This window comes from Amycolatopsis sp. NPDC104587, assembly GCF_055583645.1.
The window spans coordinates 191619-212451 of the sequence record NZ_JBVJNO010000003.1 but is presented as its reverse complement, the minus strand read 5'-3'; the positions used below and the strand labels follow the sequence as shown (position 1 = coordinate 212451).

Sequence of the window (20833 nt, the reverse complement as noted above, 5' to 3'; positions counted from 1 at the left end):
CGTCTACCGGGAGATGCCCAGGAGACGCGCCGGGGAAACGGTGCAGATGGCCTAGTTGGCGCGAACTGATCGAGTCACGAGCCGTGGAAGACGTCCGCGACGAACACCGCGGCCACCACGCCCACCGTCACGAGGAACAGCAGCACCACCACCAGGCCCCACGGAACCTGCCGGATGGGCCGCTGCCGCGGGAACACGGCGGTCCCCGGCCCGCGCGACAGCCGGGGGCCGGGCTCTTCGGGAGCCGGCGCCGGAGGTGGTGGCGGCGGATCCGGCGGCACCTCGATCACCGCGGGCAGCTCCGGCAAGGGTGACGCCGCCGGGAGCCGCGAGGGGAAGCCGTCGGCCAGCAGCACCGCCCGCGGCGGCGCGAGGTGGGCCAGGGAGAGGGCGTAACACGCGTCGAGGACGTCGTCGGCCGACCAGACGGTCCGCCAGCGGTTGTGCTGGCCGATGATCCGCCGCAGCCCGCGCGGGTCGGCGAGCACGACCGCCACCCCGGGCACCGTGCCGGGCAGCTGCCAGTCCGCCTGCGCGGGCGAACCGGTCACCACCGCGACCAGGCCCGTCACGAACCGGCCGCCGTCGTGGCCGGCGAGCGCGCCCTTCGCCGCCGCGACACCGGCGCCGGCCCGCTCGCCCGGGCCGGGCCACGGCGCCGGGCCGGCCTCGTGCGCCGCGATCACCACCACGCCGTAGCGCGTGAACACGAGCGCGTCGACGAACAGCGGGCCGCGCCGGCTGGGCAGGCTGATGCCGGCCAACGCGAGTCCCGTCAGGTGGTCGGGGCCGGGGCCCCACGACCGGAGCAGCCGCACGAGGTGGTTCCCGGCGGCGGGCAGGTCCTGGTCTTCACCGGAACGCTGGAGTGCCACGAGCACGCCGGTCACACCTCCCACGACGAGACGGCGAGCACTCCCTCGACGGTAGGAGCGGACCGCCCGGCGCCCCAGCAGCCGAACGAGTGGTCGAACACCACGGTGCGTAGCCGCGTGCCGGGGGCATCCTGGACCGGCACCCGCCCACCGATCAGGGAGACCGCCGATGGCTTCACCTCCGGCCGCCTACCGAGGCGCCGCGCTCGACGTCGACCGGCCCTTCTACCGGCGGCTCGCCACCGCCGAGGGCCGCGAGCTCGTCGACGCCTTCGCAGTGCCGATCCGCTCCGGGCGCGCGTGGCGGGTGCCGCGAGGGCACCTCTGCCGGCTCCTGACCGTCGAGGGCCCGCAGGTCGGCGACCTCAACCTGTGGAACGCCGACGACCCGCGCGAACGGTTCTGGGCGGCGCGCACCCGTCAGCTGCAACGCGCCCACGTCAGCACGTTCGACCGGCTCTGGTCGACGCTGCCGTTCCTGCGCCCGCTGGCCACGATCACCGCCGACACGCTCGAAGACCACGGCCGGGACGGCGACGGCGGCCGGGTCCACGACCTGCTCGGCACCCGCTGCGACCCGTACGTCAACCGGCTGCTCACCGGCGAGGACTTCGACTTCCACTGCCACTCGAACCTCGTGCGCGCGGTCGCGCCGTTCGGGCTGACCGAGTTCGACGTGCACGACGTCCTGAACGTCTTCCAGTGCACCGGTCTCAACGACGAAGACCGGTACTTCATGAAGGCCTGCCCGGCCCGCCCCGGCGACCACTTCGAGTTCTTCGCCGAAGTCGACCTGGTGTGCGCCCTGTCCACCTGCCCGGGCGGCGACCTGTCCGTCCCGCTCTGGGGACCGGACGCCCGCGACCCGATCGACGTCTGTCACCCGATCGGCGTCGAGGTCCTCAAACCCCGCGCTGACCTGCTGGAAGGCTGGTCGTCACCGCCGCGCGCGGCCTACCGCGGCCTGCACGGCGTCCGGCTGCCGGAGTGGGCCGACCTACCCGATCGGACGGGCCGGACCGGCGGAGCGCCGGGGTAGCCTGGCCGGAAGTCAACGCCGACGCAGCATCGGGAGTGCCCGTGGTCCTCACTCGCCGGCCCTCGCCCTCCCGGGTGGCCGACGACGGCGGCGCCTGGCCGGCCACGGTGCTCACCCAGCCGGCCGGCCTGTACGGCGCCGCGGCCGCGCCGGCCGGGCCCGAAGGCCTCACCATCGCCAAGTTCCACGCACCCGAGATCATGTTCGGCGAGGGCGCGCTCGCCGAAGCCGGGCACGTCGCCGCGCGGCTGGGCGCGCGGCGGCCGTTGGTCGTCACCGACGCCGGGCTGCTCGCGACGCCGTGGGTGGACGAGCTGCTCGCGCACCTGCGCGCCGAGGGCCTGGCCCCGACGGTGTGGGCCGACCCGACACCGAACCCCAAGGACCACGAGATCACCGCCGGGCACGAGCGGTACGTCGAAGCCGGCTGCGACGTCATCATGGGTCTCGGCGGCGGGTCGGTGATCGACGCGGGCAAAGGTGTCGCGCTCCTGGCCGCCAACGGCGGGGACATCCTCGACTTCGAGGGCGTCGACCGCAGCGGCCAGCCGATCCCGCCGATGGTGATGATCCCGTCGACCGCGGGCACCGGCGCCGACGTCTCGCAGTTCTGCATCGTCACCGACACCACGCACAACACCAAGATCACCATCATCGGCCGCACCCTGGTGCCGGACGTCTCGGTGACCGACCCGCGGCTGCTCACCACGATGCCGGACTGGCTGGCCGCGGCGACCGGGCTCGACGCGCTGACCCACGGCATCGAGGCGTTCGTGTCCAAGGCGCACAACCCGCTCACCGACCACCACGCGCTCAACTCGATCGCGCTGGTCAACGGGAACCTGGTGCGCAGCATCGACCGCCCGGCCGAGCGGTCGCCGCGGCTGCTGATGGCGCAGGCGAGCCTGGAGGCGGGGCTGGCGTTCACCAACGCGATCCTCGGCGCGGCGCACGCGATGAGCCACCAGGTCGGTGGGCTGCTCGACCTGCCCCACGGCGTGATCAACGGGGTGCTGCTCCCCCACGTCGTCCGGTTCAACGCCGGCGCGCACCCGGACCGGTACGGGCCGATCGCGCGAGCTCTCGGGCTCGCGACGGCCGACACCCCGCCGGAGGACGCCGGACTCGCCGTCGCCGAGCAGGTTCGGGCGCTCGCGGACGACGTCGGGGTGCCGAAGGGGCTGGGCGAGCTGGGCGTCACCGCGGCGCACCTGCCGGTGCTGGCACGCAACACCCTGCACGACGCGTGCCTGGCCACCAACCCGCGCACCGCCGACGCCGCGGAGATCGAAGCGCTGTTCCGGGCCGCCCTGTGACCCGCGCGCCGCTCGACGACCACGACCGGCCCGGCTACTTGGCCGAGCTGACCGGGGTCCGGTCGAGCAAGCGCTCGTTCTACCCGGCGTACGTGACGTCGATCGAGCGCCTCGAAGGCGTGATCCACGCGCTGGACCGGATTTCCCGGACGCTCGTGCGGACGGTGGAGCAGCAGGACGACCTGCTGCGCGCGACCGTGCGCACCGCCGCGGAGCACGTCGACGCGGAGTACGCGCTGTTCGCCGTCGCCGACTCGGTGCTGCCGGAGGCCGAGCCGCGGTGCACGATCATCGGGCCCGGCGGCCGTCAGCTGTCCACAGTGGACCCGATGCCGGGCTACGTGCGCAGCTGCCTGACCCGGACGCTCGCCGGGCAGCTCGGCTTCGACACCGCCGACGACCAGCCCGGCCGGCACCTGCGGGTGCCGGTGACGCTGGAGTGCGAGGTCGTCGGCGGGCTGCTGCTGTGGGCGCCGCGCGGGCGCAAGATCGACACGACCGACGAGGCCGTGCTGCGGATCCTGGCCAGCCAGAGCGTGGTGGCGCTGCACAACTCCTCCTTGCACCGCCGCAGCGAGCGGGCCCAGCAGGAGCTGCTGGCCGCGCGCCAGCGCGAGGTGGTCGACTCGGAGCGGCACCGGATCGCGCGCGAGCTGCACGACAGCGTCACGCAGTCCGTGCTGTCGGCGGGGATGCAGGTCGAGCTGTGCCGGGCCGAGGCGAGCGGCGAGTCGGCGGACCGGCTCGCCGTGGCCAAGGACCTCACCCGCGGCGCGGTCGACCAGCTGCGCTCGGTGATCCACGCGCTCAGCCACGACAGCGAGCGCTCGCACACCGGCCTGCCCGAGCTGCTGGAACAGCTGACCACCGTGCACCTGCCGACGGAGCTGGCGGTGGAGCTGCGGATCGGCGGCAAGCCGGTCGAGCTGCCCGCCGAGGCCGAGCACTCGCTGTTCCGCATCTGCGGCGAGGCGCTGTTCAACAGCGCGGTGCACGGCCACGCCCGGCGCGCGCTGATCCGGCTGAGCTACCGCCTCGACGAGGTGGTGCTGGCGGTGTCCGACGACGGCTGCGGCGAGCCCGAGGTGCTGCGCCGCGTGCTGCGCGTCGCCGGCGGTCACGACCTCGACGGCGCCCACCGCGGCCTGGCCAACATGGACGCCCGCGCCCGCGAGCTCGGCGGCACGTTCTCGGTGCGCCGCTCCCGGATCGGCGGCGTCAAGATCGTGGTGGGGGTGCCCCTTGACTGAGCCGATCACGATCGTCCTGGTCGACGACCACGCGATCCTGCGCCAGGGTTTGCGATCGGTCCTGGAGCGAGACCCGTTGTTCCGCATCGTCGGTGAGGCGTCGACGGCGGCGGAGGCCCAGGCGGTGGTGGCCGCCCATCGGCCCGCGGTGGTGCTGCTGGACCTGAAGCTCTCGACGTCGTCCGACTCGGAGGGCCTGGCGCTGTGCCGCTCGCTGACGGCGGCGTACCCGGCGCCGGCGGTCCTGGTGCTGACGACGTTCCTCGAGGACCACCTGGTGATGGAGGCGGTCCAGGCGGGGGCCCGGGGGTACGTGGTCAAGGACGTCGACACGACGGCGCTGGCCGACGCGATCAAGGCGGTGTCACGCGGCGAAAGCGCGTTCGACTCGCGGAGCGTGACTTCGGTGGTCCGGACGTTGTCGGGGCGCACCCAGCCGGACGCGCAGCGGTTGACGGACCGGGAGCTGACGGTGCTCAAGCTGCTGGCGCAGGGGCTGTCGAACCAGGCGATCGGGGCGGAGTTGTTCATTTCCCCGACGACGGCGAAGTTCCACGTCGGGAACATCATGCGGAAGCTGGAGGCGGGGAGCCGGGCAGAAGCGGTGTATGCGGCTTCGAAGCGGGCGTTGATCTAGGTACGGTCGGCGGGTGGAACTGCTCCCCTTCGACGAGTACGCCCGCTCGCTGGACCGCAAGCGCGCGGCCGCGGGTGTGCTCTTCCGCGACCAAGCCGATCGTGTGGTGTTCGTCCGGCCGTCCTACAAACCGTTCTGGGAGATCCCGGGCGGCGCCGGAGAGGCCGGTGAACCGCCGTGGCGCACTGCCCGCCGCGAACTGCGCGAAGAGCTGGGCCTCGACCGGGCGCCCGGCCGGCTGCTGGTCGTCGACCACCAGCCGGCGGCGAAGCTGCCGGAGGGCATCAACTTCATCTTCGACGGCGGCCTGGTGACCGAGGACGACGTCGCGCGTCTGACCTTCACCGACCCCGAGATCGTCGCCGCGACCCTGCTGCCGCTCGCCGAAGCCGAACCCGACCTCGAACCGGTCCTCGCCCGCCGGGTGGCCGCCGCGGTGGCTGCCGCCCGGTCCGGCGAACTGCTCCTTTGCGAAGACGGCCGCCCGGTCCACTAGCTCACGCCACATCGAGGACCAGCCAGCCGCCGTGGTGCTCGAACACCGTGAACGGCACTCCCGACGCCCTCCCCCACTCGCGCAGCGCCGCGAAGTCGAAACACCGCACGTGCCCGAAAGCCGGGTTCGGCGTCTCCTCGAACGGGACCGCCACCACCACCCGGCGCCGGGCCACGCGCAGCATCTCCCGCAGTGCCGCCGTTCCGTGCGCGACCGGGACGTGCTCCAGCAGATGGATCGCCGTCACCGTGTCGACGCTCCGGGACGCCAGCGGCACCGCCGCCGCGTCGCAGGTCAGGACCGGGACCGGGGTTCCGAACCACGACGACACCCGGGACAGCAACCCCATGGTCCCCGGCGAGAGGTCCGACGCGATCGGCCGCAACCCGCGCGAAACCATCTGCAGTGGCAAGAACCCGAAGCAGGACCCCAGATCCAGCACCGACCGCCCCCGCACCAGCTCCAACGCCCGCGAATGCACGGGAGCGAACGACGCGATCGTGCCCGCGGGGCCTGGGCGACGCAGCGCTGCCAAAGTGTTCGCGTAGAACACCGTCCACGCCAGCAGCGGATCATGCACCGTCGTGCGGACCACGCCCGTGAACAGCTCCTCGAAGTTCCCCGCGAGGAAGTCCAGCTCCGAAGCGAGATGGCCCGCCAGGTCGTCGTCCAGCTCGTCACCTCGGTAGCGGTGCGACACCAGCGTGCGCCGCCCCAGCGAGTACACCCGGAAATGCGCAGTCACGTGCGAAGGCGCCAGCCGGGCGGTCAAAGCGTTCGGTACCGCGACGCCGTCCTCGTGGCACACCAGCACCTCGCCGCACTCCCACCAGCCGCGGTGGCCCGGCGCGAGCGGGTCCAGGACCGCCGTCACCGGCCGGTCCTCGCCGTGGCCAGGTCCGCCGCCGCACTGTCCAAACCGGACAGGTCGCGGACGACACGGACGCGGTCGCAGAACTCCGCGTACGCCGGCAGGTCGCACGGCCCGAGACCCCACGAGTAGCGCGGCTCCTGCGTCAGCCAGATCGTCTCGCGGGCCCGGCGGGTCAGCTCTTCGAACGCGGGCAGGTTCGGGTCGGCGCCGTTGCCGCGCCCGTCCCCGAGCACCAGCACCGTCGTGCGGCGCGTCACCGCGGACCCGAATTCGGACAGGAACGTCCCGAACACCCGGCCGTAGTCGGAGTTCGCGTCGATGTCCAGGACGTCACCGCCGAACACCAGGCCCAGCGCCTCCTCGACGTGGTAACGCCCGAACAGCCCGGTGATCTCGGCCGGCCCCGCGACGAACGCGAAAGTCCGCACCTGGCCGAACATCCCCTGCAGCCGGTGCACCAGGTGCAGCGTGAACCGCGCGGTCGCGCGCACCGACAGGCTGACGTCGGCGAGCACGACCAGCCGCGGCTTGTCCTCCGCCTTCGCGACCGTCACCGGCCGGAACGGGACGCCGTCGTAGCGCATGTTCCGCCGCATCGTCCGCGCCGAGTCGACCCGCCCGCGCGCCGCCTCGCGCTTGCGGTGCGTGGGCGCGCCGCGCAGGCTCTGCACCAGGCGCCGCACCGCGGCTTCCAGCTGGTCCTGTTCGCGGCCGCCCAGCTCCCCCACCGGCGCGACGCGGCGGCCTTCCACCGTGTGCTGCAGCGACATCAGGTACTCGAGGTGCCGCTTCAACGCCTCCGGCAGCCCGTTGAGCACGCCCGCGAGCCGCACCCGCATCGCCGCCGCGTCCTCCTCGTCGCCGCCCGGGTCGGCGATGTCGTCGAGCCAGCCGAGCAGCGCGTCCTGCTCGGTGAGGCTCAGCTCGGTGTCCAGCCGGGTGCCCGGCGCCGCGCTGAGCGTGCCCGGGTCGGCGCCGTGTGTGCGGTCGACGTCGAGCCGGACGGAGTTCGAGTCCTCCAGCGAGCCGACTTCCTGTTGTGAGAACACCACTTTGTCGGTGGTCTCGCTGTCGAGGACGATCGGGTTCAGCTCGGGGTGCGGGCTGTACCGCTCGACCAGCTTCGAGCGCTCGAACAGGTCACCGACCTCGGCGTCCGGGCTCTCCATGTCCGCCCGCGGCGGCCGCTGGCCCAGCTCGTCGGCGATCGTGAACTCGTCGAGGTCCCTGGCCCGGCGCCGGGACCGCTCACCGGGGAACCGGACCAGCGCGAAGAAGGCGTCGAAGAGCTCGTCGAACCGGTCGTCGTCGCGGTGGTCCTTCACCAGCGCCGCGCGCAGCACCTCGCGGAAGAGGCCGCGGTCGGCGAGGATCCCGGGCGCGGCGGCGCCGGCGAGCGCGTCGAGCGTCTCGGACACCGACACCCGGACGCCGCTCGCCCGCAGCAGCCGCGCGAAGCGGTGCACGGTCGCCTCCATCAGGCCCGCCGGTGCCGGCCGAGGTTGGCGGTGAACGACCGCGCCCCCTGGCTGGTGCTGACCTGCCGCACCCGGCCCTGCTCGTCGCCGGGTGCGGGCTGCTGCTTCTCGCCGTAGTAGCCGGGCCCGTGCCGGCCGGGCCGGTCGCGGTCGCCTCGCAGCGCGGCGCCTTCGTTCTCCGCCGCCACCTCTTCGCCGGCCAGGAGCTGCGGCAGGGCCGCGGTCGCGCGTTCGACGTCCTTGTCGTACTTCGCGACCACGGAGATGGTGTCTTCGAGCAGGCCCGGCTCCAGCTCGGTGGCGCCGAGCACGGTGAGCGTGCGGGCCCAGTCGATCGTCTCGGAGATGCTCGGCGGCTTGCGCAGGCCGAGGCCTCGCAGCCCGCGGACGACGTCGACGAGGTGCTCGGCCAGCGCGTCCGGCAGCCCGGTCTTCTTGCTGCGGATGATGTCCAGCTCCCGCGCCGCCGACGGGTAGTCGAGGAACAGGTGCAGGCAACGGCGTTTCAGCGCGGCCGAGAGGTCACGCGTGTTGTTGGACGTGAGCACGACGTACGGCGGGTGCTCGGCGACGAACGTCCCCAGCTCGGGCACCGACACCTGCTGCTCGGCGAGCATCTCCAGCAGCACGGCTTCCAGCGCTTCGTCGGCCCGGTCGACCTCGTCGACGAGCAGCACCACCGGATCCGGCGACCGCACGGCTTCCAGCAGCGGCCGGACGGCGAGGAACCGCTCGGAGAAGAAGACGCTGTCCTGCGCGCTGATCCGGTCGACGGCCTCACGCAGGTCGGCCGCGTCCTCGACGATCGCGCCGATCTTCTCCCGCAGCAGCTGCGTGTAGAGCATCTGCTTGCCGTAGTCCCAGTCGTAGAGCGCCTTCGTCTCGTCCTGGCCCTCGTAACACTGCAGGCGCAGCAGCCGTCGTCCGGTCGCGGCCGCCAGGGACTTCGCCAGCTCGGTCTTGCCGACGCCGGCGGGTCCTTCGAGCAGCACCGGCTTGCCCAGCTCGGCCTGCAGGAACACGGTGGTGGCCAGCCGCCGGTCGGCGAGGTAGCCGACCTCGGCCAGCCGCGCGGCGACGTCGTCGACCGAAGCGAAACTCGTCACGGGTGCCCCTTCGCAGGCGGGGGCCCGCGGGTGCCGGGGCACCCCCGGGCCTGGGTTTCAGGAGAGGAAGTCGTCCAGGTCGCCGTTGAAGCAGTGGTCGACCACCGGGCGGACGGTTTCGAAGGTCGTCTCCTTCGGGTTCCCGGGAGTGCAGGAGTCGCCGAGGATGTGGTTCGACACGCGGTCGACGTCTTCGGTGTCCCCCTTGATCACGTTCGCCTGCTCGTAGTACTTCGACGGGCCGGTGCCCAGGCGGTTTTTCGGGTGGGTGTCCTGGGTGACGTCGGTGAACTTCTCCGGGATGCCGACGTCGCGCAGCAGCCGGATCGCAGCCGCGACGGCGGCGTCGGCGGCCTTGACGTCGGTCATGCCGCTGGTGTCGACGCCGAGCGCGCCGGCCAGCTTCGCGTAGCGCTTGTAGGCGACCGGCAGGTTCCACGCCCACACCCGCGGCAGCGCGATGGCGTTGTTGAGGCCGTGGTGGGTGTCGTAGAAAGCGCTGACCGCGTGCGAAACCGAGTGGATGACCCCGAGGCCGCCGGAGTTGAACGCCTGCCCGGCGGTGTACTGCGCGTACATCATGCCTTCGCGGGCTTCGAGGTTGTCGCCGTGCCAGGTCGCGGCCCGCAGGTGCTGCCCGACGAGCTCGGCCGAGTACAGCGCGTTGCCCAGCGAAGGCGTGAAGTTCAGCCGGGAGACGTAGGGCTCGGACGCGTGGGCGAGCACGTCGAAGCCGCACTGCGCGGTGAAGTGCGACGGGCAGTCGTAGTAGAGCACCGGGTCGTCCACCGCGAGGGTGACGACGGACGCGTCGTCGAAAGCGACGTACTTGTGCGGGTTGTCCGGGTCGGTCGTGGTGTCGGTGATGACGTAGGCCCACGACGTCTCGGAGCCGGTGCCCGCCGTCGTCGAGACGGCGATGTGCGGCGGGTTCTTCGGGTTCTCGCTCTTGTTGAACCCTTCGAACTCGTTGATGTTGCGGCCGTCGTGCGCGACCGAGATCCGCGCGCCCTTGCAGGCGTCGTGCGAGGAGCCGCCGCCGATGGAGACGAAGCCGTCGCAGTTGTTCTCCTGGTACAGCGCGACGGAGTCCATCACGTTGTAGTCCTTGGGGTTGGACTCGACCTGGTCGTAGAGCACCGGGTCGAGGCCGTGGTACTTCAGCGACTCGAAGAGCTTGTGCACGATGTCCGTGCCGCGCAGGCCCGACGTCATGACCAGCGGCCGCTTCATGCCCATCTTCAGGGCCTCCGGGCCGATCATCTCGTGCGCGCCCGGGCCGAGCAGCGCCCGCGGCATCGGGTGGAACTCCTTGAGCGGGAACGGCTTGATCAGTTCGTCGACCTGCATGAGGCATCCCTTTCACGAACGGGCTTGGCGTGCGGCCGACGCTATTTGCGGTGCGGCGCCTGCGAAACAGCTCACCTCGGAAACCGTCCGGGCGGCGCCGGAGAACCGTCCGGCCGGAGCGGGCGGGCACCTGCCCGATCGGACGGGTCCACCACGCTTGCGTCCCGTGTGATGATGGAAGTCCGGGGACACCGAGCGGCTCGACGAGGAGTGCGAGTGGACCTGCGGACCGAGATCGCGCAGTCGTGGCGGCGGGCGGAGCTGTCCGGGCTCTCCCCGGCGTCGTCCGTCGAGCGCCTGGACTTCGCCGACGTCGACGGCCGCAGCCGCCTGCTGCGCGCGGCGTCACCGGTGCTCGACGAGCTGGCGCGGCAGCTGGCGGACACGCGGTTCTGCGTCATCCTCGCCGACGCCGAGTGCCGGATCGTGGCGCGGCGGTTCAGCGAGCGGTCGGTGGAGCTGGCGCTGGAGGACATCAGCGCCGTGCCCGGCTGCCAGTTCCTCGAGGAGCGCACCGGCACGAACGCGCTCGCGACGCCGTTCGAGACCCGCCGCGGGGTCGCGGTCGACGGCGACGAGCACTTCCTCGAAGCGATGAAGCAGTTCACCTGTTACGGCCACCCCGTGGTGCACCCGGCAACCCGACGCCTCGCCGGCGTCCTCGACATCACCGGCCCGGCCGGCGACGCGAACCCGCTGCTCGGGCCGTTCCTGCGGCGCGCGGTCGCCGACATCGAACGGCGGCTGCTCGACGGCGCGAAGCTGGCCGAGCAGCAGCTGCTGGCCGCGTTCCAGTCCGTGCAGCACCGGGCGTGCGCGGTGCTGGCGATCGGCCACGACGTCGTGCTGGCCAACACCGCGGCGACAGAGCTGGTCGACACCGCCGACCACCGGCTGCTGCAGGAGCTGGGCCGCACCCAGCGCGGGCAGCGCCGGCTCCGGCTGACGTCGGGCACGCCGGTGGAGGTGCGGGTCGAGGCGGTGTCGGCGAACGCCGGGCTGCTGTTCGAGCTGGCGCCGGTGCGCCCGGCGAGCCCGGTGGTGTCCCGGCCGCCGGGTGCACCCGGCCTGTTCCCGGCGCAGATCGACGAGCGGCTCCGCGGCGCGGGCCGCGCCCGGCGGCGGGTGCTGATCTCCGGCGAGCCCGGAGCCGGCCGCAGCACGGCGGCCCGGGTCGTCGCCGGTGACGCGCCGGTGCGAGTGTTCGACGTCTCCGACGTCGTCTCGGGCGAAGCGGAGTGGTGCGCCCGCGTGGAGGCGGCCGCCGGCGGGCCGGAGCTGCTGGTGGTCGACGGGATCCAGCTGCTGCCCGCGCTGGCCGCGGTCCGCCTGGCCCGCGTGCTGGACACAACGTCGGCGTGGTTCGCCCTGGTCAGCGGCCCGCCGTCGGAGCTGCAGGGCGAACAGGCGACGCTCGCCGCCCGGGTCCACCGGCGCATCGAACTGCCGCCGTTGCGCGAACGTCGCGCCGAGATCCCGTCGATCGCCCGGGAGCTGCTGCGCGGTCTCGGCGGCTCGCTGCGCCTGACCCCGGGCGCGCTCGAGCTGCTGGCGTCCCAGCACTGGCCGGGCAACCTCCGCGAGCTGGCGGGAGTGCTGGCGGGCGCGGCGGACCGCCGGTCGGCGGGCGACCTGACGGCGGCCGACCTCGCCCCGGGCGGCCTGGAGACGGCGCCGGGAGCGGCCCTGAGCGGCTGGGAGCAGGCGGAGTACGACGTGATCGTCCGGACGCTGCGAGCGTGCGACGGCAACAAGGTGCGGGCGGCGAAGCAGCTGGGCATCAGCCGGTCGACGCTCTACAACCGGATGCGCGCGCTGCGGGTCCGCTGACCCCGGTGTCCGGGATTCGGACACTTCACCGCCCCGCCGGGTCAACACAATCGAGGGCACCACCGCCGCACGTGGAGGAGAACGCCGTGAAGACCAAGGCCGCCGTACTGTTCGATGCCGGTAAGCCGTTCGAGATCATGGAGCTGGACCTCGACGGCCCGGGCCCGGGCGAGGTGCTCATCAAGTACACCGCCGCCGGATTGTGCCACTCGGACCTGCACCTCATCGACAACGACCTCGTGCCGCGCTTCCCGATCATCGGCGGCCACGAAGGCGCCGGGATCATCGAGGACGTCGGCCCCGGCGTCACCAAGGTGCAGCCCGGTGACCACGTCGTCTGCAGCTTCATCCCCAACTGCGGCACCTGCCGCTACTGCTCCACCGGCCGCCAGAACCTCTGCGACATGGGCGCCACCATCCTCGAGGGCCACCTGCCGGACGGCACCTTCCGCTTCCACGGCGGCGGCCAGGACTTCGGCGCGATGTGCATGCTCGGCACGTTCTCCGAGCGCGCCACCATCTCGCAGCACTCGGTCGTGAAGGTCGACGACTGGCTGCCGCTCGAGACCGCCGTGCTCGTCGGCTGCGGCGTCCCGACCGGGTGGGCCACCGCGAACTACGCCGGCGGTGTCCGGGCCGGGGACACCACGGTCGTCTACGGAATCGGCGGCATCGGCATCAACGCCGTGCAGGGCGCCGCGCACGCCGGCGCGAAGTACGTCGTCGCCGTCGACCCCGTCGAGTTCAAGCGGGAGGCCGCGCTCAAGTTCGGCGCCACCCACGCGTTCGCCACCGCCGCCGAGGCCGCCGAGAAGGTCAACGAGCTGACCTGGGGCCAGCTGGCCGACCAGGCGCTGATCACGGTCGGCACCGTCGAAGAAGACGTCGTCAGCCAGGCGTTCGACGTGGTCGGCAAGGGCGGCACGGTCGTCATCACCGGTCTCGCCAACCCCGAGAAGCTCACCGTGCACGTCTCCGGCGGCGTGATGACGCTGTTCGAGAAGACGATCAAGGGCACGCTGTTCGGCTCGGCGAACCCGCAGTACGACATCGTGCGGCTGCTGCGGCTCTACGACGCCGGGAAGCTCAAGCTGGACGAGCTGGTGACCCGCAAGTACACCCTCGACCAGGTCAACGAGGGTTACCAGGACCTGCGCGACGGCAAGAACATCCGCGGCGTCATCGTCCACGGCTGAGCCATGTCCACAGTGGACCTCGACGCGGCGTACCGGCTGAACCCGAGCACCGCTCTCGACAGCCTGGCCCACTGCTGCGAACGCCGGGAGCGGTGCCTGCTCGGCTCGCCGGACGTGATCCGGCTCGTCCGCGCACTGGTCATGCACGCCACGGTCCGCGACGCCCTGGACGCCGCGGACCTCGGCGGGACGAGCCGGGCCCGGGCGGTGGCGGCGCTGGAACACCTCGCCGCCACCGGCGCCATCGTGGCCAGCCCGTGAGGCCTACGGGCGCGGCGCGTTGCGCAGGTTGGTGCGCGCCAGGTCGACCATCTTGCCGACACCGCCGTTGAGCACCGTCTTCGTGGCGCCCAACGCGAACCCGCGGACCATCTCGCCGGTGATCCGCGGCGGGATCGACAGCGCGTTCGGGTCGGTGACCACCTCGACCACCGCCGGGCCGTGGTGGGCGAAGGCCTTCTCCAGCGCGCCGCGGACGTCGGCCGGGTCCTCGACGCGTTCGGCGAAGATCCCGCACGCCGCCGCGATCGCCGCGAAGTTCACCGGCGGGTGGTCGGTGCCGAAGTCCGGGAGGCCGTCGACGAGCATCTCCAGCTTCACCATGCCCAGCGTCGCGTTGTTGAACACCACGACCTTCACCGGCACGTCGTAGGCGGGCAGCGTCAGCAGGTCGCCCATCAGCATCGCCAGTCCGCCGTCGCCGGAGAGCGACACGACCTGGCGGCCCGGCTGGGCGAGCTGCGCGCCGATCGCGTGCGGCAGCGCGTTCGCCATGCTGCCGTGCCGGAACGAGCCGAGCACCCGCCGGCGGCCGTTCGGGGTCAGGTAGCGGGCGGCCCAGACGTTGCCCATGCCGGTGTCCACGGTGAACACGGTGTCGTCGGCGGCGACCTCGTCGAGCACCGAAGCGACGTACTCGGGGTGGACCGGCCGGCGGTTCTCGATCTTCGTCGTGTACGCGCCGACGACCTTCTCCAGCTTCCGCACGTGCTCGCGCAGCATCCGCCCGAGGTAGGTCCGGTCGGTGCGCGGGCGCAGCAGCGGCAGGAGGGCCCGCAGCGTCTCCTTGACGTCGCCGTGCACGGCCAGGTCCAGCGGGGTCCGGCGGCCGAGGCGCGACGCGTCGTGGTCGATCTGGATCGTGCGGGCCTGCGGGAGGAACTTGTCGTACGGGAAGTCGGTGCCCAGCAACACGATCCGGTCGGCTTCGTGCATCGCGTCGTAGCAGGCGCCGTAGCCGAGCAGGCCGCTCATGCCGACGTCGAACGGGTTGTCGTACTGGATCCACTCCTTGCCGCCGAGCGAGTGCCCGACCGGCGCCGCGAGCTTCTCGGCCAGCGCCATCACCTCGGCGTGCGCGCCCCGCACCCCCGCGCCGGCGAACAGCATGACCTTCTCGCCGTTGTTCAGCAGCTGGGCCAGCTCGGCGACCGTCTCCGGCGACGGCACCGCGGGTGACGGCGTCACGAGCGGCAGGCGCTCGGTCAGCGGGCCGGTCGCCTTGCGGTCGGCGAGGTCACCGGGGATGGTCAGGACGGCGACGCCGCCCTTGCCGACGGCGGCCTGGGTGGCGATCCGCAGCAGCCGCGGCAGCTGCGCCGGGTCCGCCACGACCTCGCTGAAGTGGCTGCACTCGGCGAAGAGCCGGTCCGGGTGGGTCTCCTGGAAGAAGCCGGTGCCGATCTCGTTCGACGGGATGTGCGACGCGATCGCGAGCACCGCCGCGCCGGAGCGGTGCGCGTCGAACAGGCCGTTGATCAGGTGCAGGTTGCCGGGCCCGCAGCTGCCCGCGCAGACGGCGAGCTTGCCGGTGACCTGCGCTTCGGCGGCCGCGGCGAAGGCGGCGGTCTCTTCGTGGCGGACGTGCACCCACTCGATGCCGTCGGTGCGGCGGACCGCGTCGACGATCGGGTTGAGGCTGTCGCCGACGATGCCGTAGATCCGCTCGACACCCGCGTCCCGCAGGGTCCTGACCAGCTGTTCTGCCACGGTTGCCATACCTCCAGCGTGGCCCGTCGCGATCGATGCGTCCAATGCCTGATGGGATGAAAATCCATACACTGGGGACATGGACGTCCAGACGCTCCGGCTGTTCCGCGAGGTCGCCGCGGGCGCGACCGTCACGGAGACGGCGGCGCGCGGGCACCTCACCCAGCCCGCGCTCTCCCGCGCCCTGCGCCGGCTGGAGCACGACGCCGGCGCCGAGCTGTTCCGCCGGTCCGGGCGCGTGCTGCGGCTGACCCCGGCTGGGCACGCGTTCAAGCGGCACGTCGACCTGGTGCTCGACCAGCTCGACCAGGGGCTGCGCGAGGTCGGCGAGATCGTCGCGCCGGGCACCGGCGTGGTGCCGCTCGCCTTCCTGCACACCTTCGGCACCTGGCTCGTGCCCGAGATCCTGCGGGGCTTCCTGCGCGACTACCCCGGCGCCCGGTTCGAGCTGCGCCAGCACGGCGAGGCCGGCCTCGAGGCCGAGCTGCTGGACGGCACCGCGGACCTCGTGCTCACCAGCGACGACCCCGGGCACCCGCAGCTGCGCTGGACCCGCCTGCTCGTCGAGCCGCTGCGGCTCGCGGTGCCGCCGCAGCACCGGCTGGCCCGGCGCGACCGCGCCCGGCTCACCGAGCTCGCGGACGAAACGTTCATCCTCCTGCGCCCGGGTTACGCGCTGCGCGAAACCACCGAGCGCCTGTGCGCCGAAGCCGGGTTCACGCCGCGCATCGGGTTCGAGGGTGACGAGGTCGAGACGTTGCGCGGCCTCGTCACCGCCGGGCTCGGCGTCTCCCTGCTGCCGCTGCCGCACACCGGCGCGGTCCCGGCGCCGCACCTCGAGCTGACCGATGTGGACGCCGCGCGTGACATCGGGCTCGCGTGGGCGGCGGGCCGGACTCTCCCGCCGTTGAGCGAAACCTTCCGGCGGCACGTCCTCGGCGCGTTCGACCGTCCACAAGGGACTGTGCCGGAAATGTGAGAATTGCCGTACGACCACGCAAAGTGATCGCCGGTGTGACAGGGTGGAGGCATGGTGGCCGCGCTGAGATCCTTCCTGACGTCCTGGACCTCCGTCACGCCGGTGCTCGCCGTGCTCGTGCTGGCGCTCGCCTGGGGCCGCGACCTCGGTGCGGTGTTCGTGGCGATCGTCGCGGTCGCGCTGGGGGCGACCGTGCTGGCCGCGGTGCACCACGCGGAGGTCGTCGCGCACCGGGTCGGCGAGCCGTTCGGGTCGCTCGTGCTCGCCGTCGCGGTCACCGTCATCGAGGTCGCGCTGATCGTCACGATGATGGTTTCAGGTGGCCCGGAGGCGGGGTCGCTCGCACGAGACACGGTGTTCGCGGCGGTGATGATCACGACCAACGGCATCGTCGGCATCTCGCTGCTCGTCGGCGCGCGCCGCTACGGCGTCACCCTGTTCAACTCCGAAGGCAGCGGCGCGGCGCTGGCGACGGTCGCGACCCTGGCGGCGCTGAGCCTGGTGCTGCCGACGTTCACCTCCAGCACCCCCGGCCCGGCGTTCTCGCCGGCGCAGCTGACCTTCGCCGCCGTCGCGTCCCTGGCGCTGTACGCGACGTTCGTGCTGACGCAGACGGTGCGCCACCGCGACTTCTTCCTCCCGGTGGCCGCCGACGGGGAGGTCAAGGAGGACGACCACGCCGAGCCGCCGACGAACAAGGCCGCGCTGGGCAGCCTCGCGCTGCTGCTGGTGGCGCTGGTCGCGGTGGTGGGGCTGGCGAAGGTGGAGTCCCCGGCGATCGAGGCGGGCGTGCGCGCGGCCGGGTTCCCGCAGTCGTTCGTCGGCGTGGTGATCGCGTTGCTGGTGCTGCTCCCGGAGACCCTGGCGGCCACCCGTGCGGCCCAGCGCGACCGGATGCAGATCAGCCTCAACCTGGCCTACGGCTCGGCGATCGCGAGCATCGGCCTGACGATCCCGGCGATCGCGCTGGCGTCGATCTGGCTGCCGACCGAGCTGCTGCTGGGCCTCGGTCCGACGCAGATCGTGCTGCTGGCGCTGACGGTGGTGGTGAGCGTCCTGACCGTGGTCCCCGGCCGGGCGACGCGGCTGCAGGGCGGTGTGCACCTGGTGCTGCTGGCCGGGTTCCTGGTGCTGGCCGTCAACCCCTGATGCGGATCGTCTCGCTCCTGCCGGCCGCGACGGACCTCGTCGCGGTGCTCGGACGGCTGCCCGACCTGGTCGGCCGGACCCACGAATGCGACTGGCCGCCGGGGCGGGTCGAGCACGTCACGGTGGTGACGCGGGCCGGGTTCGACCCCGATGCCTTGTCCAGCCGGGAAATCTCCGAGGCGACCCACCGCGGGTCCGGGCTCTACACGCTCGACAGCGCCCGGCTCGCCGAGCTGGCTCCCGACGTCGTGTTCACGCAGGACCTGTGCGAGGTCTGCGCGGTGTCCTACCGCCAGGTGTCCGAAGCCGTCCGCACGCTCGACTCGGGACCGCTCGTGGTGAGCCTCGAACCGGCCACGCTCGACGGCGTGCTCGACTGCCTCCGCCAGGTCGGCGACGTGCTCGGCGCGCCGGGCCGGGCCGAGGCCGAGATCACCGCGCTCCGAAAACGCCTGAACGCGCTGGATCCCCGGTTTCCCCGGCGGCGGGTCGTCGCGCTGGAGTGGCTGGACCCGCTCTGGCCGGCGGGCCACTGGGTGCCCGAGCAGATCGCGGTGGCCGGCGGCGAACCGCTGCTGGCCACGAAGGGCGAGCACACCCGGCCGATCCCGTGGGACGCGGTGGTCGACGCCCGGCCGGACGTGCTCCTCCTGATGCCGTGCGGGTTCACGCCGGAGCGCACGGTGGCCGAGGCCCCGAAGCTCGCGGAGCTGCCCGGCTGGGCGGACCTGCCCGCCGTGCGGGCCGGGCAGGTCTGGGTCCTCGACGGCCCGGCGCACTTCAACCGCCCGGGCCCGCGGGTGGTCCGCGGCGCGGAGATCCTGGCGGAGGTTCTCGGCGGCGGCGAACCCGCTGATGCCCGGCGGCTGTCCTCCACCGGATGAAGCGGCCCGCTCACCTGCCCCGCGTGACCTCGATACCCACCACGCAGGTGTCGTCGTCGGTGTCCGCCGTGCTGTAGGTCAGGAGCGTGTCCAGCTGGTGCTCCAACCCGCCGCCGTGGCCCTCCACCAGGGTCACCAGGCGGGACACCGACTCCTGCACCGGGCGGTCGCGGCGCTCGATCAGGCCGTCGGTGTAGATCAGCAGGATGTCGCCCTCGTCGAGCTGGAGCTCCGCCTCCTGGTACGTCACGTCCCTCACCGCGCCGAGCAGCGAGCCGCGGATCAGCGGCAACGTCGTCGCGGTGCCGGCGGTGTGCCGCACGATCGGCGGCAGGTGCCCGGCCCGGGCCCAGCGCAGCTTGCGGGTCGCCGGGTCGTAGACGGCGGCGACCGCGGTCGCCGTCACGTGGTCGGTCAGGTGGTAGGCCACCTGGTTGAGCCAGCTGAGCAGCTGGGCCGGCCCGGCGCCGGTCGCCGCGAGGCCGCGCAGCGCGTTGCGCAGGCTCACCATCCCAGTGGCCGCATCGATGCCGTGCCCGGCGACGTCGCCGACGCACAGCAGCACGTCGCCGGTCGGCAGCGCGACCGCGTCGTACCAGTCGCCGCCGACCAGGTGCTCCTTCTCCGCGGGCCGGTAGCGGACCGCCGCGCGCAGGCCCGGCATGTCGATCGGGCCGGTCGCCGGCGGCATGATCGCGTGCTGCAGCTGCAGCGTGAGCCGGTTGCGCTCAATGGCCTGCTGCTCCGTCTCGGCCAGCCTGTCGCGCGTCGCGGCCAGCGCCACCTCGGTCCAGTGCTGCGCCGAAACGTCCTGGTAGGCGCCGCGGACCGCGACCAGCTCACCGCGACCGTCGACGACCGGCTCGGCCACCACGCGGATGTAGCGCGCGACGCCGTCCGAGCGCTGCAGCCGGAACGCCGTCGACGACGGGCGCTGGTGGTGCAGCACCGCGCGCAGGAACCGGCCGATGGCCGGCGCGTCGTCGGAGTGCGCGTGCCCGGCCAGCTCGTGCAGCGACAGCGGCGTGGCGTTCGGCGGCAGGCCGTAGAGCGCGAACAGCTCGGTGTTCCAGGTGATCGCCCCGGTCACGACGTTCTCTTCGAACCCGCCGATGCGCCCGAGCCGCTGGGCGTGCTGCAGCAGCACGGCGAGCTTCGCGGCGTCGTCCTGGATGCGCAGGATCAGCAGCACGTTGCCGGCGAACCGGGTCACGCTGACGTCGCTGAGCACGGTCAGCGGCACCTGGTCGACCAGGGTGGTGATCGCCATGCTTTCGGCGCGGAACGGCTCGCCGGTGGCGTAGACGCGCTGGATCATGTCCAGCAGGCCGCTCTCTTCGGCCGCGAGCGGGTAGCTCTCCAGCAGCCGGGTGCCGACGATCCGGCTGCGCGGACGCCCGCCCGGGTCGGCGAACCGGACGTTGGCGTGGTGGATGCGGAAGTCGCTCAGCCGGCCGCCGTCGAGGCACGGCGAGAGCAGCACGGCCGGGTCGTGCAGGCCGTCGACGAAGGCCACCAGCTCGCCGAGGAAGTCCCCGGAGCCGTCGGCGGCCACCGGCGCGATGACGCCGTCCCAGGTGTCGAGCGTGTGCGCGCACAGCTCCGCCAGCGCCTCCAGCTGCCGGCGCACCCGGCCCGGTTCGGCGGGCAGCGGGTCCGGCCAGCACATCTCGACCACGCCGATGATCCGCCCGCCGGTGCCGGTGGGCACCGCGGCGCGGCCGCCGCCGGAGAGCGTGTGCTGCCCGATCGAGGGCAGCCCGGCGGCGCCGAGCGCGGGGAGCCAGACGAAGTCGCGCTCGGTCAGGGCGCTGCGGGCGGGGGTCGCCACGCCGGGCGGGACGTAGCGCCAGCGCGCCGCTTCTTCGGCGGAGAAACCCGCCGACCCGGCCAGGGTCAGCGACCCGTCCGGCCCGGCGAGCCACACCGCGACCGCCGTCGCGCCGAGCGGGCGCAGCGCGTGCTCCAAAATGGACTCCGCGACGCGCTGGGTGTCCCCCGCCGCGAGCACGCCGCTTTCGGCCGTGCGCAGCCGCACCGCGACCGACTCCTCGCCGTCCGCGCGGGCCAGGAACTCCTGCGCCACCTCGCTGATGCGGTCTTCGGCGGCCTCGCCGACGACGTCCGCGGCGATCTCCAGCGGGGTCATCCCGGCCTGCTCGGCCAGGGTCTCCAGCTGCCGCGCGGCCGCGGCGGGGGTGCACCGCAGGCGTTCCATCAGCACACCCTTGGCGAGCTCGATCAGCGCGCGGCCGTCGGCGACGGCGTGCGCGTGGTCGACCTCGCCGCGCAGGCGCGCGACGGTGTCGGCAAGCCGGGCGAGGTTGGCGGACACCTCGGCGGGCGGCGCGAGCACCGGGAGCGTCTCCTCTTCGGCGGTCACCC

Annotated in this window: 19 protein-coding genes; 11 read left to right on the top strand and 8 right to left on the bottom strand. The window is 72.9% G+C overall.

Going from position 1 to position 20833, the window contains the following annotated elements; translation table 11 throughout:
• Positions 1 to 74: 74 nt before the first annotated feature.
• Together ACZ61C_RS09080 and ACZ61C_RS09075 are read right to left on the bottom strand one after the other, a co-directional pair.
• Positions 75 to 881: a hypothetical protein gene (locus tag ACZ61C_RS09080; RefSeq protein WP_465304587.1), complete on the bottom strand. Its 807-nt coding sequence runs from the start codon at positions 879 to 881 to the stop codon at positions 75 to 77.
• 5 nt (positions 882 to 886) lie between these two features.
• The gene (locus ACZ61C_RS09075) at positions 887 to 1018 is read right to left on the bottom strand and encodes a hypothetical protein (protein WP_465304585.1); all 132 of its coding nucleotides are present in this window, start codon (positions 1016 to 1018) and stop codon (positions 887 to 889) included.
• Between the two features lie 26 nt (positions 1019 to 1044).
• Here ACZ61C_RS09075 and ACZ61C_RS09070 point away from each other — a divergent pair, with 26 nt between their 5' ends.
• The 5 genes from ACZ61C_RS09070 to ACZ61C_RS09050 are packed head-to-tail and all read left to right on the top strand — an operon-like array spanning position 1045 to position 5613.
• Positions 1045 to 1914 carry an urea carboxylase-associated family protein gene (locus tag ACZ61C_RS09070; protein ID WP_465304583.1) on the top strand — a complete coding sequence of 290 codons (870 nt, stop codon included), beginning with the start codon at positions 1045 to 1047 and terminating at the stop codon, positions 1912 to 1914.
• A 41-nt stretch (positions 1915 to 1955) separates the two neighbouring features.
• On the top strand, positions 1956 to 3230 hold the full coding sequence (locus ACZ61C_RS09065) for an iron-containing alcohol dehydrogenase (protein ID WP_465304581.1): 1275 nt from the start codon (positions 1956 to 1958) through the stop codon (positions 3228 to 3230).
• On the top strand, positions 3227 to 4480 hold the full coding sequence (locus tag ACZ61C_RS09060; RefSeq protein WP_465304579.1) for a sensor histidine kinase: 1254 nt from the start codon (positions 3227 to 3229) through the stop codon (positions 4478 to 4480). The genes ACZ61C_RS09065 and ACZ61C_RS09060 overlap by 4 nt, the downstream gene beginning before the upstream one ends.
• Positions 4473 to 5117, top strand: a complete 645-nt coding sequence (locus ACZ61C_RS09055) for a MadR family response regulator transcription factor (protein WP_465304577.1) — start codon at positions 4473 to 4475, stop codon at positions 5115 to 5117. Before ACZ61C_RS09060 ends, ACZ61C_RS09055 begins: the two co-directional genes overlap by 8 nt.
• Before the next feature lie 13 nt (positions 5118 to 5130).
• Positions 5131 to 5613: an NUDIX domain-containing protein gene (locus ACZ61C_RS09050; RefSeq protein ID WP_465304575.1), complete on the top strand. Its 483-nt coding sequence runs from the start codon at positions 5131 to 5133 to the stop codon at positions 5611 to 5613.
• A 1-nt stretch (position 5614) separates the two neighbouring features.
• On the opposite strand, the gene mftM is transcribed toward ACZ61C_RS09050, so the two are convergent.
• From mftM to mdo, 4 genes are read right to left on the bottom strand one after another with little or no spacing between them, the layout of a single operon-like run.
• Positions 5615 to 6487, bottom strand: a complete 873-nt coding sequence (gene mftM, locus ACZ61C_RS09045) for a mycofactocin oligosaccharide methyltransferase MftM (protein ID WP_465304573.1) — start codon at positions 6485 to 6487, stop codon at positions 5615 to 5617.
• Positions 6484 to 7953, bottom strand: a complete 1470-nt coding sequence (locus ACZ61C_RS09040) for a VWA domain-containing protein (RefSeq protein WP_465304571.1) — start codon at positions 7951 to 7953, stop codon at positions 6484 to 6486. Before ACZ61C_RS09040 ends, mftM begins: the two co-directional genes overlap by 4 nt.
• Positions 7954 to 7964: 11 nt before the next feature.
• Entirely contained in the window at positions 7965 to 9071 is a 1107-nt protein-coding gene (locus tag ACZ61C_RS09035) for an AAA family ATPase (protein ID WP_465304569.1), read from the bottom strand.
• Positions 9072 to 9128: 57 nt separating this feature from the next.
• The gene (gene mdo, locus ACZ61C_RS09030) at positions 9129 to 10421 is read right to left on the bottom strand and encodes an NDMA-dependent methanol dehydrogenase (protein ID WP_465304567.1); all 1293 of its coding nucleotides are present in this window, start codon (positions 10419 to 10421) and stop codon (positions 9129 to 9131) included.
• Positions 10422 to 10637: 216 nt separating this feature from the next.
• Here mdo and ACZ61C_RS09025 point away from each other — a divergent pair, with 216 nt between their 5' ends.
• From ACZ61C_RS09025 to ACZ61C_RS09015, 3 genes are all read left to right on the top strand, one after another.
• Positions 10638 to 12251: a sigma-54-dependent Fis family transcriptional regulator gene (locus tag ACZ61C_RS09025; RefSeq protein WP_465304565.1), complete on the top strand. Its 1614-nt coding sequence runs from the start codon at positions 10638 to 10640 to the stop codon at positions 12249 to 12251.
• 86 nt (positions 12252 to 12337) lie between these two features.
• Positions 12338 to 13447: an NDMA-dependent alcohol dehydrogenase gene (locus ACZ61C_RS09020; protein WP_465304563.1), complete on the top strand. Its 1110-nt coding sequence runs from the start codon at positions 12338 to 12340 to the stop codon at positions 13445 to 13447.
• A gap of 3 nt (positions 13448 to 13450) precedes the next feature.
• Complete coding sequence (locus ACZ61C_RS09015; RefSeq protein ID WP_465304561.1) at positions 13451 to 13708, top strand: hypothetical protein; 258 nt, start codon at positions 13451 to 13453, stop codon at positions 13706 to 13708.
• A 3-nt stretch (positions 13709 to 13711) separates the two neighbouring features.
• On the opposite strand, the gene ACZ61C_RS09010 is transcribed toward ACZ61C_RS09015, so the two are convergent.
• Positions 13712 to 15445 (bottom strand): pyruvate dehydrogenase, encoded by a 1734-nt coding sequence (locus tag ACZ61C_RS09010; RefSeq protein ID WP_465304559.1) that lies wholly within the window; start codon positions 15443 to 15445, stop codon positions 13712 to 13714.
• A gap of 70 nt (positions 15446 to 15515) precedes the next feature.
• On the opposite strand from ACZ61C_RS09010, the gene ACZ61C_RS09005 reads away from it, so the two are divergent.
• Genes ACZ61C_RS09005 through ACZ61C_RS08995 form a run of 3 tightly spaced genes read left to right on the top strand, consistent with a single transcriptional unit; the run spans position 15516 to position 18448 of the window.
• Positions 15516 to 16415 (top strand): LysR family transcriptional regulator, encoded by a 900-nt coding sequence (locus ACZ61C_RS09005; protein WP_465304557.1) that lies wholly within the window; start codon positions 15516 to 15518, stop codon positions 16413 to 16415.
• A 51-nt stretch (positions 16416 to 16466) separates the two neighbouring features.
• Positions 16467 to 17564, top strand: coding sequence for a calcium:cation antiporter (locus tag ACZ61C_RS09000; protein WP_465304555.1), 1098 nt, complete (start codon positions 16467 to 16469; stop codon positions 17562 to 17564).
• A complete protein-coding gene (locus ACZ61C_RS08995; RefSeq protein ID WP_465304553.1) occupies positions 17564 to 18448 on the top strand; it encodes a cobalamin-binding protein in 885 nt (294 codons plus the stop codon). The genes ACZ61C_RS09000 and ACZ61C_RS08995 overlap by 1 nt, the downstream gene beginning before the upstream one ends.
• Before the next feature lie 10 nt (positions 18449 to 18458).
• Here ACZ61C_RS08995 and ACZ61C_RS08990 read toward each other — a convergent pair whose 3' ends face one another.
• Complete coding sequence (locus tag ACZ61C_RS08990) at positions 18459 to 20831, bottom strand: SpoIIE family protein phosphatase (RefSeq protein WP_465304551.1); 2373 nt, start codon at positions 20829 to 20831, stop codon at positions 18459 to 18461.
• Positions 20832 to 20833 lie beyond the last annotated feature (2 nt).